This window comes from Hymenobacter qilianensis, from assembly GCF_014638675.1.
Classification (GTDB): Bacteria; Bacteroidota; Bacteroidia; order Cytophagales; family Hymenobacteraceae; genus Hymenobacter; species Hymenobacter qilianensis.
In genome coordinates this window covers 666,409-684,697 of record NZ_BMFN01000003.1, presented here as the reverse complement: position 1 = coordinate 684,697, position 18,289 = coordinate 666,409, and the positions used below count along the sequence as shown (strand labels likewise).

Here is an 18,289-nt window from a genome sequence, read left to right as displayed (position 1 = left end):
ACGCAGCCGGTAGGGTGGGGGGCTTTTTTTGAATTCGCGTATGTTTACCCCGATGCTACGAACTATCCTTTCCTTGCTGATTGCCGCTTTCACGACGCTCGGCGCTTCGGCCCAGCGCCCGCCAATCGATTGGCAGGGCCACCGCGGCTGCCGCGGGCTGATGCCCGAAAATACCATTCCGGCCATGCGCAAGGCCCTTGATCTGGGCGTGACGACCCTGGAAATGGACGTGGTCATCAGCCAAGACCGGCAGGTGCTGCTTTCCCACGACCCTTACCTGAACGCCGATTTTGTGCGCACGCCGCAGGGTCAGCCCCTCAGTAAAGCCCAAGAGAAAAGCCTGCGCCTGTACGCCATGCCCTACGCCGACATCCGACGCTATGACGTGGGCAGCCAGGGCAACGCCAAGTTTCCGCGCCAGCAGAAGCTGCGCACCTACAAGCCCCTGCTGGCCGAAGTCATCGACTCGGCTGAGGCGTATGCGAAACGCAAAGGGCGGCCCGCGCCGCGCTACAACATCGAAACGAAAATGGCCCCCACCGGCGACGGCACCCTTCATCCGGCTCCCGCCGAGTTTGTGCAGCTCCTGCTGGCCGTCATCAACGCCAAAGGCATTCAGGACCGGGTTACGATTCAGTCCTTCGACCCGCGGGCTCTGGAGGAATTGCACCGGCTGCGCCCCGCGCTGCCGACGGCTTTGCTGGTAGATAACACCTCGGGCCTTGCGGCCAACTTGCAGCGCCTGAGCTTCCGGCCCACGCTGTATAGCCCCCATTACCGGCTGGTAACCAGCAACCTGGTGAAGGCCTGCCAGCAGCAAGGAATAAAGATTGTTCCCTGGACCGTGAATACGGCCGCCGAGATTGAGCGGCTGCTCCAGCTCGGCGTAGACGGCATCATCACGGATTACCCCGATTTACGAACTGGCCAGTAAGGAGGGTATGCTTAAGGACAGCACATTTGGCCAATCATCTTTTGCCGGACTCAGGCAGTGGCCGTCCAGCGGTTTGCTTCGTCGCTACGCTTGTTTGAAGGCTTGAGCACTTCAAAAACGGTATCCAGCCGGAGAAGATGCAGGACGCGGAATAGGGTAGGGCTCACGTTATAGAGCTGCACTTTGCCTCCACCTTGGTGCAATAGAAGCAATTGGGAAGCAAGGTGCGCCACGCCGTGTGTACGCAGGCAAGCAAGGTGCTCACAGTTGACGTGCAAGCGGGGCTCGCGCATGGTGGCAACGCGTACGAGGGTGCGGCCAAAATGCGCCGGATTGCTCGGATCAATGGTCAGCTTGACTGCGCGAGGAATCCAAGTCATGTGCCGAGAAGAGTGCGCTTGCATGAGTGGCTGGAATAAGGGGAGAGAATGAATAATTACTAGGTGCAGAGTTAGATACGGTAATAGGGCATGAAACAAATCTAAGCAGAACCGCTCCTGTTTATTACCGTAAAATCACGCATTTTCAACCCCCGTATTTCTAACTGCTCACTACGTAAGTGTGTACAGAGCGCCGCTCAATCTATTAACCAAATGCCGTTCCTCACTGCTTCAGCGTGATAGTGTGCGGCATGGAATGCCCCAGGCTAAACCGCCAGATGTGACTGTTAGAACTCAGACGGGCCAGGGTAAAATCGCCCTCCAGGCGGTGGCCATGCAGGTGCAGGAGCAAGTGCCCCGCTTCGATGTGGTGGCGCAAGGCTTCAGTTGGGTTTTCTTCCGACGCCTGGGTTATCGTACACTCGCCTGTATCTACCTCAACTTCGGGTAGGGATGCCGAATCGGATGCTTCACATAAATAGTAATAAGGAACCTCGATAAGTAAGCGCTGAGCGGGGCCCGGCAGCACCCAATGCATCAGCTGGCGCGTAGGCGAACACAGCGCCATGTGCTGAAAAACAGCACCTTCTGCTGCTTGTCGCAAAACAAACCGGAGTGGGAAGGACATAACCTGGGTAGTATTCTGTGCAAATGGGGCCGTATAGAAGTAAGAATTAAGCTAAATCCAGACGAGCTGTAAGTGGCCACTAAACCGAATTTAGCGTGCTCATGCAGTGGAGCAGTGAGGACTGCCCCACCGATGAGGAGCGACGGAGAGCAGAGGTAGCCCAAACGGCTACTTCAGTGGCGTTGCCCGGCAAAGTCAGAGGATTATACTCCCCGGCCGCAGTTCTTCACATTCCGAGCAGCCCACTCGCTTTCTTTAACGCCATTCAGGCCCACAAATACACTTGCATCATACGGAAAAACCATGGCGCGAACACGTAATTAGGCAAACGTATTTTTCGGACCTGCTCGTAGTTTATACGGATTGCTTAACACCCAAAAAGCCCCCTAGATAATCCTCTGGGGGCTTTTTTGGCTGAATTATGCAGTAGCCGTCCGGCTAGCTTTGCTCTTCCTCCGGAGCCGTCACGGCAGTGCTGCTTTTCACGCCGTTGAGCAAAAACTCACGCAGGCGGTTGATATGACCCTTTATTTCCTCAATACGCTCTTCCTGCTGCACCGAATACAAGCCTTCGCCCCGGCTGGCCATGCTTGTAAGCAGGTTTTTGCGCTCCTCCATCATGCGCAGCGCTACCCACAGGGTTTCCTCAAGGCTGTGCTGGCTGCTTTTGAGCAGTGCATCGGCGGTGAAAGCGTGGCCCGTGTGGCAGCGGTAGCGCAGGAGCTTACCATGCTTTAGCTCAAATAAGGCCCCACCACAGTCGGGGCAGGTCATTGTGCTGGGAGTACCCAAGCGCAGTACTTCATCCATAGTTCCCACAACTCTTTCCGCAATAGCGGCCTCCAGTTTAATATCATCTGGCACATTGCTATTGCCCGAGGACGGTATTTGTACCAATCTTGTCAGCAAGTCGCCCATGCGTGATATGGGCAGTACATAGTCGATGGGAACGTTGCTGAGCGCACTTTCAGGCATGCTCGGAAACTCCGCCTCGTTGGGGTCCTGCACCACGGCCAAGCCGCCAGCGCGCTTAATCAGCTCTAAGCCAGCGGTGCCGTCGTGGAGCATGCCCGTGAGCACCACTCCAATTACGGCCGTACCGTAGTACGCCGCGGCCGAGCGAAACAGGGCGTCGGCGGCGGGGCGGTAGTGGTTTTCGCGGGGGCCTTTGGTCACGAGCAGATGGCCGTCTTTCACCAGCAGATGGCGGTCGGGTGGAGCTAGGTACACAGTGCCGGGCTCAATGGGGTCGCCATCATTGGGTAGGCGACAACTAAGGCCTGTGTGACGCGACAGGCGCTCTACCAGATGCCAGCCCAGCGAATCGGGGGCAAAATGCTGCACAATCAGCACGGCAGCCGGCAAAGAGTCAGGCAGTTGCTCAACCAGGCGGCACAGAGCTGGCATTCCGCCGGCTGAGGCGCCAATCACGATAAGATGAGAGGGACTTTTCACAGAGGAAGAACGAAAAAGCAGCGTTACTGCGCCGAAGATTTACTTTAAGGTACGAGGTATGAAGTATTTAGTCGGTTGCTGAGTTTAAAAATGAAATCACTAGGCTACATACACAGTGATTCAAGCTGGTAGTTGGTCTTATCAAAAGAGGCAAGCAGCAAACACGGTTTTACTCGTCAAACATTCCTAAAAACAGGAGAGAAATGACCAAGCTGCTTGAGTCGATTAGTATAAACTTGACACTATTCATCGGCTTAGGAAAACCGTAACTTTACCTTAGTATACCTTTGGCCTTGCCCAAGCAACGCCCACTATCCTTAGTATGGATTCTCTTCAAGACGACCACGCCAGCGAGCCCGGCATTATTGTTAACTCCCACGACCTGGCTCAAATACCGGCTAACGTAACGCCGGATCAGTTGCGGCGCGCGGGTAGCCAGGAAAACCCGGCCGAGAAGTTCACTATTGTGGCGTTGGGCGGCTCGGCGGGCTCGCTGAATGCGTTTGAGCGGTTCTTCAAAAATATGCCCCCCGACAGCGGCATGGCCTTCGTGGTAGTAACGCACCTCTCGCCGGAGCAGGAAGGAACGCTGGCGCAGGTGTTGCAGCAGTACACGCCCATGCCCGTGCACGAAGTCACCGATGGGATGAGAGTGCGGCCCAATCAGGTGTATGTGATTCCGCCCAACAAGGATATGAGCTTGTTGCACGGCACGCTGCTGCTGTTTGCGCCTACTCAGGCGCGGGGTAAGCGCATGCCCATCGACTTCTTTTTTCAGAGCCTGGCTAAAGATTCGCGCGAGCGGGCCGTGTGCATTATCTGCTCGGGCATGGGCTCTGATGGCACCATTGGGCTGAAGATGATCATGGAAAACTTCGGGATGGTGATGGTGCAGTCGCCCGAAACGGCTGAGTACGACTCCATGCCGCGCTCGGCCATCGCCACCGAGTTTGTCGACTACGTGCTGCCCGCCGAGCAACTGCCGGCCAAGCTGCTCGAATACGTAAACAAGCCCCTGACCAGCCGGCCCCAGCGCGAGTCGGCCGAGTCGGCGGCCAAGCCGGCCCACGCCCTCCAGAAAATCTTCCTGCTCATCCGGGCCCATACCGGCCACGACTTTTCCTACTATAAGCGCAACACGGTAATGCGGCGCATTGAGCGGCGCATGAACTCTCACCAAATCAAGGACTTCACCCATTACGTGCGCTATTTGCAGGAAAACGTATCGGAAGTGGAAGCGCTGTTTAAAGAGCTGCTCATCGGCGTAACCAAGTTTTTCCGCGATGCGGAAGCCTTTGAGTCGTTCAAACAACACTTACTGCCGCTGCTGCGCACGAAGCCCGAGGGCAGCACGGTGCGGGCCTGGGCACCGGGCTGCTCTACTGGCGAGGAAGCGTATTCGTTGGCGATTACGCTGCTCGAATGCCTCGAAAATATTGCGCCCGGCCGCTACCTGAAAGTTCAGATTTTTGCCACCGACATCAACACAGACGGCATCGAGTATGCTCGCGCGGGCCTTTACCCCGACAACATCGTGGCCGACGTGAGCCCCGAGCGGCTGCGGCGCTACTTTACTAAGGTGGAAGGCGGCTATCAGATACGGAAGGACGTACGCGACCTGGTCGTATTTGCCCCCCACAACATCAACAAGGATGCGCCCTTCACCAAGCTCGACGTGCTGGTGTGCCGCAACCTGCTGATTTACTTGTCGTCGGAGCTACAGCGCACCCTGCTGCCGGTATTCCACTATTCTCTCAACCCCGGCGGAATCCTGTTTTTGGGGCCCAGCGAAAACCTGACCGGCTTCCAGGATTTATTTGCCCCCCTGGATATAAAGTGGAAGATTTCGCGGCGCCTGGAAGGAACGGCCACGATGCCGCGCCTCCTCAATTTTCCGTCGGGTTTGCTGGTGCCCACGCCGCACAGTGCACCCATCAGCTCGCGGCTGGAACAGATCCGCAAAGACGGCCCCTTCGCTACGCTGGTTCAGAAAGCACTGCTGCACTATTTTGCCCCCCCGGCCGTGGTGATTAACCCAAAGGGCGAAATCCTGTATGTGAATGGGCGCACAGGCCGCTTCCTGGAGCCGGCACCCGGCCTGAGCAACCTGAATATCTTCGAGATGGTGCGCGGGGAACTGCGCTATGAGCTGAGCGCCTCCATTCATCAGGCTAACACCAACCACAAGGATGTAGTGGTGGAGGATGTGAAGCTGGCCACCGAAGGCGGCTTTCAGCTGCTGCGTCTCAGTGTCAGGCATTTAGCCGAGCCCGAGCACTTGCAGGGGCTGCTGCTGGTGTCGTTTGAGGAGCAGCCCACCCCCCGCAGAGTGCGCAAGGGCAAGTCCGGCATTCAGGGCGAAGAATTGGGCCGCGACGCGGTGGTGGCGGCCCTGGAAAAGGAGCTGCAATACACCAAGCTACGCCTGCAAACCACCATTGAGGAAATGGATAGCAGTGTGGAAGAGCTGAAAAGCACCAACGAGGAGCTGCAAAGCGCCAACGAGGAGCTGCAAAGCACCAACGAGGAGGCCATGACCAATAAGGAGGAAATGCAGAGCATGAACGAGGAGCTGCTGACCCTAAATATGCAGTACGTGAGCCGGACGGAGGAGCTAACTCAGTCGGCCAACGACATGAAAAACCTGCTCGATGCCACTCAAATCGCTACTGTATTTCTTGATAATGATCTTGTAATCAAGCGTTTTACGCCGCCGGTAGGCCGCATTTTTAAGCTGGTGCCTTCGGACGTGGGACGCCCCATCACCGACTTTGCCAATACGCTACGCTACGACCACCTGGCCCGCGATGTGCAGCAGGTAATCGACCGCTTGGTGAGTACTGAGACCAACATCCAGACCACTACCGGCGAGTGGTACGCCATGCGCATTCTGCCCTATCGCACCCTCGATAACTATATCAATGGGGCCGTCATCACCTTCAATGACGTAACCCAACTCAAACATTTGGAAGAAAAGCTGCAGGCCAGCACCAGCTTTGCCGAGAGCATTATCGAGACGGTGCGGGAGCCCATGCTCGTGCTCAACAACGACTTGCGCATCCTTACCATTAGCCAGGCCTTCGCCAAGCGATATAATCTGAATATTGCCGACGTCAAAAACCAACTCCTCATCGAGCTGAACGGCGGCGCCTGGAACGTACCCGCGCTGCATACGCTGTTGCTGAATTTGGTAAGCGATAAGAAGGAAGAGTTTGACGAAGTGCCCCTGGAAATAAAGCTGCCCCAACTGGGCGTCCGCCAGGTGCTCGTGTATGGCCGGCGCCTGCTCAACCACGGCTCGGAAATGGATTGTTTGCTGCTAGGAGTAAGCGACGATAGCAGCAACGCGCCAGCGCAGTAACTGTTACCACTTAAAAGACCAATACGATTACTTTACTTTGGCTTGTCTGTTACAAAAAAGCCCCCCACCATGCTACCATATTTGCTACTTTGCGTACCACAATAACAGTTCAGCGAAAAGGCCGGCAATAATAGACTGGGGGGCTTTTTTGAGCGCTAAAGCGCTCTGCTTTTTGCTTTTGAGAATTAGGTCTATTTAATTCCTTTTGCGCTATGAACGACGAGCACCTGCATTCCGTGCACCAAGCTTTGCAGCAGCTACGCGACCGCGCCGAAATGCGCCAGCATCTGGTAACGCAAAGTGTAAGTGATGCCGTGCCGCCCGATATGCGGCGCCTCGTGCAGGAGCTGCAAGTGCACCAGATAGAACTAGAAATGCAGTACGAGGAGCTGCTGTTGACGCAAGCCTCGGCCGAAGCTGCTACCAGGCAATACATTGATCTCTATGACTTTGCGCCCGTTGGCTACTTTACGCTCACCGCGGATGGCCTGATTCAACAGCTCAATCTGCGGGCGGCACAGCTACTAGGCACGGTGCGTCAGCGCCTGCAAGACCGGCGCTTTGCCCTGTTCGTGACGATGGAATGCCGGTCTAAGTTTCTGGAGTTTCTGGTCAAAACCATGAGCTCTGACTCGCGCCATACCTGTGAGCTGGATATGTTGCGGGAGGATGGCTCGCACTTCTTCGCCCGGCTGGAGGGCCTGGCTATGCTGTCGGCGGCGGGGATAAAGTGCTGCCGTCTGGCAGTCATCGATATGACCGAGTCGAAGGAGGCCAGCCGGGCGCTGGAGGCCAGCGAGGCCCGTTTTCGGCTGCTGTTTGAGCAAAGCCGCGATGCCACCCTGCTCATCCAGGACAATTATATTATTGATTGCAACGACTCAGCCCTGAAGCTCTTTAACATTCATTACAAAGGCGAGCTACAGGGCCAGCACATCACGATTTTTGCCCCCCCTACGCAGCCCAATGGCAAACCCTCTGCGGAGGCCGCCGCTGCTCACACCGCCGAGGCCTTAAGCAAAGGTTGGAGCCGGTTTGAGTGGCTGATGGTTGGGCCGAATGAGGAGGAAATGTGGGCAGAAATCTCCCTAACTTCCTTCTCGCTGGATGGGCAATCGATACTGCACTCCGTAGTGCGCGACATTACCGTTCAGCGGGGCGCGCGCGAGCAGCTGCGCCGGGAGAAAGAGTTCTCTGAAAGCCTGCTCGATAATAGCGTCGATGGCATTATAGCCTTCGACGCCCAGCATCGGGTCACGGCCTGGAACCAGGTGATGGAGCAGAACACTCACAAAACCGAAGCCGAGGTGCTGGGTAAGGATATATTTGACCTGTTTCCGCGCCACCGCGAAGGACTCGAAGGAGAAGCCGTATGCAGGGTGCTGGCGGGTGAGCGCGTCACGCACTACAATCTGAAGCTGTATGGGCGCCCCGGCCACTTTGAGTCCTATTTTGTGCCCCTGCTGAATACTGAGGCCGAAGTAGAAGGAGGCCTGGTGCTGATTCGCGACGTGACCGAGCGCGTCCGGCTGGCCGAAGAGGCTACCCAGCTGAAGCTGCGCCAGCAGCAGGAGGTGCATTCTGCCATCCTCACCACCCAGGAAGAAGAGCGCAAGCGCATCGCGGAAGCCTTACACAACGGCGTTGGACAGCTGCTTTATGCTACCAAGCTAAATCTGGAAAACCGCGCGGGGGGCAATTCTTCCCGCGTGTCGGCGCTGGCCTTGCTGGAAGAAGCCATCAAAGCCACGCGCACCATCTCGTTTGAGCTGACGCCCGGCATACTCCAGGATTTTGGCTTGAAATCGGCGCTGGAGGAGCTGGTAAAACGCATTCCGCACGCGGGTTTGCACGTGCATCTGTATATGAAAGGCGACTTCGATAAATTGCCTCAGCAGCTCGAAGTATCGGTGTATCGTATTGTGCAGGAGCTGCTTAACAACATTATCAAGCACGCAAAAGCCCGCGAAACCTTTGTGCACGTAGTACATGAAGACGGCCACATATTCATATCCGTGGAAGATGATGGCCAAGGCTTCGAACCTGCTCAGGCAAAGGCCAAACACTCCGGTATCGGCCTCACCAGCATCCGCAACCGAGTCGATCTGCTGGCGGGCACCCTCTCTATAGACTCCCGCCCCGGCCGTGGTACTATAGTGAGTATTGAGCTGCGGGTAAAGTAAATGTAATAGTAGATAAGCAAGCAGCGCCGGCACTATGCTTTCAGCATGGTGCCGGCGCTGCTTGCTATTAGTGACTTCGGTAAAGCAGCCGAGCAATTAAGCTCGTGCGGAATGAGATTTCTACCCTTTGGGTAAAACAGACGAAGAACCCCAATTCTTCCGTCGTCTAAACTGCATAGTAGCTAATTGAATAAATTGTCTTTAATATAAATAATACAAGTATGATTATGTCTTTAATTATTATTAGTTAAAAAATTTATAAATTAGATTATAGGAAATTACATGATCTACCACCCTCTAAACCCTTGCAGCCATGAGAACTCAACCTCTACAGCAGAAGCTAACCTGGCTATTTTCGGTTGTAGCGCTGATGCTGACCTTCCAAAGTTGTTCGGATAAAGAAAACATTGCATCTCCTCGCACAACCAGCCAAGCGAGCACCCAGGACGTTGTTCTTCCTCCAGCCTGTCAGTCAGTATGTCTGGTAGCAGGTCAGCACAATCAAGTTGGAACAGTGGACGTGGCGATGGATGGTGGTGACGTATTGGTGACGTATAATCTGACGGCACCCGGTGTTACTCTCAAAGAGATACATCTGGATGTATTTACCAGTCTGCAAGAATTAAGAGATGAAAAGAAACTGAGCAATGGGGGAGCAATACCTGGCAAATTTACTTACAAACAGTCATTTAAGACTGGCGTAACATCTTATACCGTAAGAATTCCTGCCGCGCAGGTTCCAGACATTAACTGCTTTTTCATAGCATCACATGCTGCTCTTTCCAATGGCGAAACAGCTTGGGGTGGTGTATGCGACAACACAAGCAAAGGCGTGTCCTTAGCCAATGCCAACCAGTTCCCAGGTAATAATTGGTCAGTCTATTTCGAGTTCTGCAAGAGCAGATGCAGCCAAGAGATCGACTTCACGTATGCTTGGGAGGACATTAACAACACCAGCCCCGACCAAAACGACCGTGATTACAATGATTTGGTAGTACAATCAGATGTAATAAAAACTCCTACTCAGCTGATCATTAATTTCTTGGCAACAGCTAGAGGCGCTGCTTATGATCATAAGTTCAGCTTTAGGATTCCAATGGCAGGAATAACTAGTATTTCAGGGTCGCCTAGCGTTACGAATGACGGTACTTATTACTATGTCACCGTTTTCGAGAGCACGAAGGCAGCATTACCTGGCACGGGAACCGATGGATTTGCTAATACGGTGCAAGGTGAGCCATGCGTTCCTTTCGCTACAGAACAAATAACGCTCAATATCAACAGCGAATTCTCCTACAACCCCAGCGAGCCTTACGAACCTTATATTACGGTTTATCCATCTGGCTCCGTGAATGTTGGCTCTTCCTATGACTTATACATTTGGGAGGTTTCGAACAGGGATACCTATACTGTTGGAGGGAAGGTGTATCCAAATGGCATCCTGATTTCTGATGACTGGAGATGGCCTCTGGAAAGAGTTTCGGTTAATAATCCCTACTCTAGTTTCACCAGCATAACAGATGGATTCACCTACGGCTGGTTCAACTCCCCAGACCCTGGTTATGAGGCTGAAACGTTCAACAAAGCTACTTGCCTATAATGCGTGCTAAGTATCAGGCGTAAGCACGCCTGAGCATCAAAAAAGCCCCCCAGACGGATGTCTGGGGGGCTTTTTTGATGCTCAAGACTTACAACCGGATGCCGATACCCGGCCCGAGCAGGAAGAACAACTTGCCGCCGTTGAGCAGATAGCCGCCGCCCAGATACAGCGGAAAAGTAAGCTTGGCGTCGCTGCGCGTGGGGTAAACGGAGCCCAGAATCACGATGCCCAGGTTGCGGGCGCTGTTGGCGTCGGGGTTGAGGTTGAAGGCATTCAGTGCCACGAAGCCCGCACCGACCTTGTAGGGGCGCAGCTTGTTGATTTTGTTGGGGTTGTAGAAGCTGAACTGCGCCAGTGTAGCCAGACTGATACCGTTGAAGGTACCTACGCCCTGCACGTCGCTGTTCACCTGCTTAGTCAGCAAGCCCGCCGGGAAGCTCACGTCGATATCGAACTTTACGCGGCGCTGAAGCACGATGTCGAGCTTCTGCTGGAAGCCGGGCTCCGAGTACTTATCCGTGGCGTGCTTCACCGTAATCTGAATGCGGGCCCAGTCGTCGAGGTCGTAGGTTTTGCGGGTGCTGAGGTGGGTGTTGAGGCTAAGGTTGCCCACCTGGCACTGCTTATCCTGATAAAAAGCCCCCCGGATGGAGTTTTCGCCGGGACAGATCACGACGTTGTCGAGGGTGCGCATCTCAATCAACTCGCCCTTGCTGTTCAGAGTCCGGATCTCGAAGCTCAGGTATTGCTTGCCGTAGAGCTGAGCGTCGGTGTCGATGGCATCGGCGTTGAAGCTAAACACCACGTCGCGGATGGACTTGTCGTAGAGCACGGGGCCGTTGAGGCGGGTGATGGGGCGGGGTGCTTCGCCAAAGGTTACGCTTACAAAGTCGAGCGGGTGGGGGCGCTGAAACTCCCGCACATTCAGAACGTGGCTCGTTGGTTGGCCAGCATTGAAAATGGTCAGCCGTTTCTTGTCGATGTTCAAAGGCACCTGCACCCGATACACCACTGCCGTCTCGGAGCGAACGGAAGAATCGGAAGGCACTACCAGCACATCCTCAAAGTGGAAGCGCGCTTTCTGCAACGATTCGCCCTCCAGGCGCACGTCCACAGTTTCGCCGGGATTCACGGTTTGATTGCCTGTCCAGTCGCCACCGCGGTGCCGCACCTGCACGCCTGTAATGCTGGTTTTGGGCGACACGTTGAAGTTGGTGAGGTACTTGGGCTGGTCATTTTCCTTGATGTAGAGGTAGCTATCGGTTTGGCGGTGGGTGTTGTACACGCGCAGCCAGCACAGCACCCGGTCGTTGGAAAGGTAGCTGCGGGTCACCAGCTCAGCAATCAATGGTCCGCCCTGTTCTTCCTGGTCTTCAATGCGATAGGTGCGCTTAAGGTCGAAGCTGCGGCCATTGTCCAGTATAATTTCCACGCCTTGCCGGCGCGACGCTTCATTGAGCGTAATCTCCTTTTTATCGACGCTCAGAAACCGCAAACGGCTGGACTTCACCGTGAAATCCTGACGGAGCGGAGCCAGACTGTAGCTAAGGCGGCGGTTATTTTCGATGAGAAACGGCCGCTCCGTCTGGGGCCGCACCATCAGCGTGCGGTTGCCCGGCACATTGGGCAGCACATGCAGGCGCAAGGTGCCATTCTGCTGACTGAGCCGGTAGTCAATGTCCTGGCCCCGGGTCCAGTCGGTGCTCACACGCACGTTTTTGGGGTTGTTGCTGGTCAGGTCAAACACCTTTTCTTCCCCCACATACAGCTCCGTATCGTTAGGCCGGAAGGCCAGCGTGGTGCGCGTAACGGGCAATGCATTCACCGACTGCGTCTGCAAAATGCCCCCCGTGTTTTCAGGATCCTGGGTGAAAGTGAGCCGGAGGAAGCGCGTAGCAGTCAGGTCGCGGAAACGGATTTTGGCCCGATAAAAGGCATTGTCTACGGCCGTGAGCGAGTCGAGGAGCTGAAAGTCGGCGGAGCGCTGGAGGCGGAGCGGGCGCTGGGAGGCAAATTGGGTGGGGTAAACCAGCAGCTCGGCCGTCTCGTCGTCTTGGCGGTAATAGAAATACAGGTGCGGCTCATTCTCGACCGTTACTACCTGACGGCTAAGGTGGTAGCGGGCCGTATCGACGTGCAGCACCACCTCACGCAACAGGGGCGCCTGCGCGAAAGCGGCAGAGCCGGTTCCCAGGAAAGGCAACAGTAAAAACGCGGTGCCGACAATGCGGCCGAAGTCTGGAAGAATGCGCACGGAGCGGTTCAGGTCAGAGAGTGAGCAGCCGGAAGCCAGAAGCGCGAACCACCCAAGCAGTCCACAACAGGACAAAGGTAGAAGGGTAGAAGCGTCTGGCGAAAGCAAAAAACGGTTTTTTCCGCCTTCTCCCGCCTGCATCCGGTAGGATGAATCAGTTCTGGAAAAGCCCCTACAATGACTGTGCTATTTTACCCTCGAAGCGTTGTTTTAAGCTTTTTGCCGGCGCTTGTCCCACCACACATACCAGCCAAACAGCACCAGGCTCACGCCCGATACCCACAGCAACCCGCTTTTGAGGCGGTCATTCTCTTCGCCCAAGTACGCCAGCAGCGCGATGAGTGGTAAAATGCCCCCCGTGGTAGCTATCAGGAACTTTAGGTAGCCCATGCGTGCCAGGCCCGCCACGAAGCTCACAGCATCGTTGGAGATGATGGGGGAGATGCGGGCAATAACCACGGCCCATATACCATAGCGCTGTACCTGATCTACCACTTTCTTCTCGTTTTTCTCGCCCAATAAGCCCCCCACGAAGTTTGAGCCCAGCACGTGCCCTAGCCCGTAGCCCACCGACGAGGCCACCACTACCCCCACAAAGGACCACATCGAACCCCACCACGGCCCATACGCCAGAATAGCCACTAGAATCAACAGGACCACGTTAATCACTACCAAAAACATCTGGATGATGAAGGCTAATATCAGCCAGATTGGCCCCCACGGACCAAATTGCTGCACCCACTTAGCGATGCGCGGCCGCTCGCCGCTGGTCAGAATATCGAAAGCTTCGCGTATGGCGTTTTGAAATGCCGGCCACAAAAAATAACAGCCCACTAATAAGACGATTGCCCCCGCCGATACATACAAGGGTACATGGTTGGATGCAGGTTGAGCGGAAGCGTTGTCTTTCAAGGCTTTAAAGCTGTTTGTGAGGTGATGGAAATGGCACGCTGAAGATTTATCGCAGATCGCTTAGCACAGTGAAAAATAGATTTTCGGGTGGGTTCAGCATAGCGTAGCTGCCATTACGCAGAACTGCCTGCACGCGGTCGGCGGCAACCTGAGCGGCGCCAATAAGGTACACTACTGCTGAGTGGCGTCTAACATGCCTTTGAGCCGCTTTCATCACCTATTCCCCTCTCCATGACGACAAAGCACACCTACGATATGGGCGTGATTGGCAACTGCGCCTTTCTAGCCTTGGTAAAACAAGACACTTCTATTTCCTGGCTTTGCTGGCCCCGCTTTGATAGCAGCTTCGTGTTTGGCAGCCTGCTCGATACGCGCAAAGGCGGCGAGTTCAGCATCAAGCCGTCCACCGAAGAGTTTAGCTCGCACCAGTTCTACCAGGAAAATACCAACGTACTCTGCACTGAAATCGAGAACGAGGACGGGCGCTACCGGGTCACGGATTTTGCCCCCCGCTTCCCGCAGTACGACCGCTATTACAAGCCCCTGATGCTGATTCGGAAGATAGAGCCGCTATCGGGCACGCCCCGGGTGAAGGTGGTTTGCTCGCCGGTGGGTAACTACGGTGAGCTGCCTCTGAGCCGTCGGCGTAGCTCCAACCATATCGCCTTTCTGGGCTTGGAGGAGGAAATTCGTCTTACCACTAATATTCCCCTGACCTATATCTTGGATGAGGAGTTTTTTGTGCTCAACGAGCCAAAATACTTGGTGCTCACCTATGGAGCACCATTGGAAGCCCCGTTGGAAAGCACCGCCGAGCGGTTTTTGCGCAGCACGGTGCAGTACTGGCAGAAATGGGTGAAAAGTACCAGCATCAGCAGCTTCTATCAGGAGGCCGTTATCCGGTCGGCGCTGGCGCTCAAAATTCACCAGTACGAGGATACGGGGGCTATTATTGCGGCTAGCACCACTAGCTTGCCCGAGGCGCCCGGCAGCACCCGCAACTGGGATTACCGCTTCTGCTGGATGCGTGATACGTACTACATCCTCACGGCCTTCAACAACATTGGTCACTTTGAGGAGATGGAGCAGTATTTCCACTACATCGCCAACATTTCCACGAAGGTTAAAGAAAAGTATCAGCCGCTCTACAGCATTAGCGGCGGCACAGAACTGATTGAGCGTGAGCTGGATCTGGAAGGATACCTCGGCAATAAGCCCGTACGCATTGGCAACGACGCTTACACGCACATTCAGAACGACGTGTATGGGCAGGTGCTAGTGGCCTTGCTGCCGCTCTATGTCGACCGCCGCTTTATCGATGGTGAGCGGACTGACTCGCAAAAGCTGATCTACGACGCGCTGCGCATGATCGACAAAACCATGAATATGCCCGACGCTGGTTTGTGGGAATTCAGAACGCTGGCGCAGTATCACAGCTATACTTACCTCTTCCATTGGGCCGGTGCGCACGCCGCGCGTCACGTAGCCCGCCGCCTAAGAAACCCTGAGATGGAAGCTCTGGCGACGCGCCTCATAGAGGAAGCAAGTCAAAAAATCGAAGAATGCTTTGATACCAAGCGCGGGGTGTACACCAACGCCATCGGCTCGCCCCACCTCGATGCCAGCACTATGCAGCTCATCATGATGGGCTACCTCGACCCAGCCTCAGAAGTTGCCAAAACCCACCTCATAGAGCTGGAAAAGGAGCTGAAAACGCCCGAAGGCCTCTTCTACCGCTACCGCCACGCCGACGACTTCGGCACACCCGAAACCACCTTCCTCATCTGCTCTTTCTGGTACGTGGAAGCTCTGGCCTGCGTAGGCCGCGTAGATGACGCCATTCGCGAGTTCGAGTCACTACTGACGTACACCAACCATCTGGGCTTGCTCTCGGAAGATGTGGATGCGCGCACCGGTTCGCAGTGGGGCAATTTCCCACAGGCTTATAGCCACGTAGGTTTAGTGAATGCAGCTTATCGTATTGCCAAAAAGCTGGACCAGCCGAACTTTGTGTAACACTTACACAAGCCTCTGACTTGTTTAAACTAAAAAAGCCCCCCGGAATACATTCGGGGGGCTTTTTTGTAATCATATAAAGCTAGGCTACGCCTCTACCAAAGCCCGTAACACGCGCCGTACATCGTGGTGGGTATCAAGGTGGAAGCGGGCCAGGGAGCGGTGGGTGCTGCCTACTTTTACGGTGTAGGCGTGGGAGGGCATAGCACCAAAGGTATCCTCATCGGTACGGTCGTCGCCGATGGCGATGATAAAGTCGGCGGGGTAGCTGGCAAGCCAGCGTGCGGCCCCCGCGCCTTTGTTTACGCCGGCGCTTTTTACTTCCACCACCTTATTGCCTTCCATCACTTGCAGGTCGCTGTTGGAGGCCAAAAAGTGCAGATGGCTGGTCAGCTCACGCGCCCGTACTTCGCCAAGCTCTATGTCGGCGCGTCGGTAGTGCCACACCAGCGAGTATTCTTTTTCCTCTACAAAGGAGCCCGCCGTGCGGCTTACATGCAGGTCGAGAATAGGCCGAATTTCGTGCATCCAGTCGTTGGTAAGCGGCCGCAGCATGGTCCACTCTTCGCCCAGCGCCCGCAGCCACACCCCGTGTTCCACAATGAAGTCGAGGGGCAAATGGCCGAGCCATTTCTCCAAGGTAGCCCGGTCGCGGCCACTCACGATAACTACCCGGTTGCGCTTATCGGCGCTCAGCTCGGCTAGCAGCATAAGCAGCTCCTGATCGGGACCAGCCAGTTGGGGGTTGGAGTTGAAACCCGACAGCGTGCCATCATAATCCAGAAATAAAAGCCGCTGGGAGGCATTTTGGTATTCGCTGGTCATGCGCTGCAGCTCATCTGCATTTAGTGTGGTAGTAGCCAAGGTTTCTTGTTTTAACTTGCTGTAGGTGAGGCGGTCCATGAATAGATTTACCCAGTGGTGAATGTTATACTTCTTTACCAGCGCCTGCATGGCGCCCATGCGTTGCCGCTGTTCGTCCTCAGGCATCATCAGCGCCTCGTGCATGGCCTCGGCCAGCTGGTTGGTGTCGGTGGGGTTGATGATGATTGCATCTGATAACTCGCGGGCGGCTCCGGCGCGCTCACTCAGAATAAGGACCCCGGGGTTATCAATCTTGCTGGCTATAAATTCTTTAGCTACCAAATTCATGCCGTCACGCATCGGCGTAACCAGCGCCACTTCGGCCATCCGATACAAAGCCGACAACTCCTCAATAGGAAAGGAGCGGTAGAAATACTGAATCGGATTCCAGGAAATAGTACGGTACATGCTGTTGATGCGGCCTACCAGCTCGTCAATTTCCTCTTTCAGCTCCTTATATTGATCCACCTGGTCGCGGGAGGGCACCACCACCATCAGCAGCGTCGCCCGCTCGCGCCACTCGGGGTAGGTTTGCAGCAACAGCTCGTAGGCCCGCAGCCGCTGGGCAATGCCTTTGGTATAGTCGAGGCGGTCGATGGACAGGATAATGCGCTCGTTGCGGAGCGCGTCGCGGTAGGTTTGCTCGTGCTTGCGGGCCTCCTCCGACTGCGCCACCTCCGCGTATTTGGCCTGATCGATGCCCATCGGGAAGGCGTCAACCAGCACACTGCGCGTGCCCACTTCCACCAGTCCGTTCTGGCTTTGGTAGCCCAGCAACTGCGACACCGAGCTCAGGAAGTGACGCATGTAGCCGTAGGTATGAAAGCCAATCAAATCGGCCCCCAGCATACCTTCCAGCAGTTGGCGCCGCCAGGGCAGCACCCGAATCAGCTCGTAGGAGGGAAATGGAATGTGCAAAAAGAAGCCAATGCTGCTTTTGGGCCGAGCTTTCCGTAGCATCTGCGGCAACAGCAGCAGCTGATAATCGTGCACCCAAATGGTATCATCGGGGCCAGCCAGCTCCAGCACGGCGCGGCAGAATTTCTCATTCACGGCCACGTACGCATCCCAGTGCGATTGGTCGTAGATGGCGTACTGGGCAAAATAATGGAAGGTCGGCCAGAGCGTTTCGTTGCTGAAGCCTTCGTAAAAATCCCGGATTTCACTTTCCGTCAGAAATACGGGTCGCATGCTGTCGGCGCGGAGCTTTTCGCGCACTTCCTGTTCTTCTTCTTCGTCGACAGAGATGCCGGGCCAGCCCACCCAAACGTTATTATCAGCCCGATAAATAGAGCCCAAGCCGGTGGCTAAGCCCCCTTCGCTGGGGGAAAAAGACAGGCCCTCTTCACTGCGTAATACTTTAGTTGGTAGGCGGTTAGAAACGATAATCGTTCGGGACATAGGGTATTCACTTCGTACACAAATAGGTTTTCTTACGGTAAAAAGAACCGTTTCGGCGAAAGTGTTTGTAATCAAACCGTGAAGCAACGCGCCCAAATCGGGGCGGTAACCAGCGAGAATGCCAAAAAAGCTCCCCAGTCGGCACCTGGCGGCGGACAGTCGGATAGAGAGTTGCAATCAATGGGCTTTCTGCCAATAAAGTGCGTCACGGTGTGCGGCTAGGGGAGAAGTCAGTCGGGAAAGGCGCCGCGCCAGCCGAACAATACCAAATCTTTCCTCAGGTATCTGCATCTTTGATTAC

Annotated in this window: 12 protein-coding genes; 6 read left to right on the top strand and 6 right to left on the bottom strand. The window is 55.2% G+C overall.

Translation table 11 applies throughout. The features are described 5' to 3' along the window. The first annotated feature begins 52 nt into the window (after positions 1-52). Complete coding sequence (locus tag IEW06_RS17200; protein ID WP_187731616.1) at positions 53-934, top strand: glycerophosphodiester phosphodiesterase; 882 nt, start codon at positions 53-55, stop codon at positions 932-934. 50 nt (positions 935-984) lie between these two features. On the opposite strand, the gene IEW06_RS17195 is transcribed toward IEW06_RS17200, so the two are convergent. The 3 genes from IEW06_RS17195 to IEW06_RS17185 all read right to left on the bottom strand — a co-directional run bounded on the left by IEW06_RS17195 (position 985) and on the right by IEW06_RS17185 (position 3,397). Next, positions 985-1,314, bottom strand: coding sequence for an STAS domain-containing protein (locus IEW06_RS17195; RefSeq protein ID WP_187731617.1), 330 nt, complete (start codon positions 1,312-1,314; stop codon positions 985-987). A gap of 223 nt (positions 1,315-1,537) precedes the next feature. Beyond that, positions 1,538-1,942, bottom strand: a complete 405-nt coding sequence (locus IEW06_RS17190; RefSeq protein WP_187731618.1) for a hypothetical protein — start codon at positions 1,940-1,942, stop codon at positions 1,538-1,540. Between the two features lie 438 nt (positions 1,943-2,380). Next, a complete protein-coding gene (locus IEW06_RS17185) occupies positions 2,381-3,397 on the bottom strand; it encodes a chemotaxis protein CheB (protein WP_187731619.1) in 1,017 nt (338 codons plus the stop codon). A gap of 322 nt (positions 3,398-3,719) precedes the next feature. Between IEW06_RS17185 and IEW06_RS17180 the strand changes: the two genes are divergently transcribed. The 3 genes from IEW06_RS17180 to IEW06_RS17170 all read left to right on the top strand — a co-directional run bounded on the left by IEW06_RS17180 (position 3,720) and on the right by IEW06_RS17170 (position 10,541). Next, entirely contained in the window at positions 3,720-6,758 is a 3,039-nt protein-coding gene (locus tag IEW06_RS17180; protein ID WP_188548644.1) for a CheR family methyltransferase, read from the top strand. 212 nt (positions 6,759-6,970) lie between these two features. Next, entirely contained in the window at positions 6,971-8,941 is a 1,971-nt protein-coding gene (locus IEW06_RS17175) for a PAS domain-containing protein (RefSeq protein WP_188548643.1), read from the top strand. A 313-nt stretch (positions 8,942-9,254) separates the two neighbouring features. Then, on the top strand, positions 9,255-10,541 hold the full coding sequence (locus IEW06_RS17170; protein WP_187731625.1) for an LruC domain-containing protein: 1,287 nt from the start codon (positions 9,255-9,257) through the stop codon (positions 10,539-10,541). Between the two features lie 88 nt (positions 10,542-10,629). Here IEW06_RS17170 and IEW06_RS17165 read toward each other — a convergent pair whose 3' ends face one another. Both IEW06_RS17165 and IEW06_RS17160 read right to left on the bottom strand, forming a co-directional pair. Continuing rightward, on the bottom strand, positions 10,630-12,795 hold the full coding sequence (locus IEW06_RS17165; RefSeq protein WP_188548642.1) for a hypothetical protein: 2,166 nt from the start codon (positions 12,793-12,795) through the stop codon (positions 10,630-10,632). Positions 12,796-13,005: 210 nt separating this feature from the next. Then, the gene (locus IEW06_RS17160; protein ID WP_188548641.1) at positions 13,006-13,707 is read right to left on the bottom strand and encodes a TVP38/TMEM64 family protein; all 702 of its coding nucleotides are present in this window, start codon (positions 13,705-13,707) and stop codon (positions 13,006-13,008) included. A gap of 231 nt (positions 13,708-13,938) precedes the next feature. On the opposite strand from IEW06_RS17160, the gene IEW06_RS17155 reads away from it, so the two are divergent. Further along, entirely contained in the window at positions 13,939-15,723 is a 1,785-nt protein-coding gene (locus IEW06_RS17155) for a glycoside hydrolase family 15 protein (protein ID WP_187731629.1), read from the top strand. A gap of 87 nt (positions 15,724-15,810) precedes the next feature. Here the strand turns inward: IEW06_RS17155 and IEW06_RS17150 are convergent, their stop codons facing one another. Beyond that, positions 15,811-17,988 (bottom strand): bifunctional alpha,alpha-trehalose-phosphate synthase (UDP-forming)/trehalose-phosphatase, encoded by a 2,178-nt coding sequence (locus IEW06_RS17150; protein ID WP_188548640.1) that lies wholly within the window; start codon positions 17,986-17,988, stop codon positions 15,811-15,813. Positions 17,989-18,066: 78 nt separating this feature from the next. Here IEW06_RS17150 and IEW06_RS17145 point away from each other — a divergent pair, with 78 nt between their 5' ends. Then, a complete protein-coding gene (locus tag IEW06_RS17145) occupies positions 18,067-18,210 on the top strand; it encodes a hypothetical protein (RefSeq protein ID WP_187731630.1) in 144 nt (47 codons plus the stop codon). Positions 18,211-18,289 lie beyond the last annotated feature (79 nt).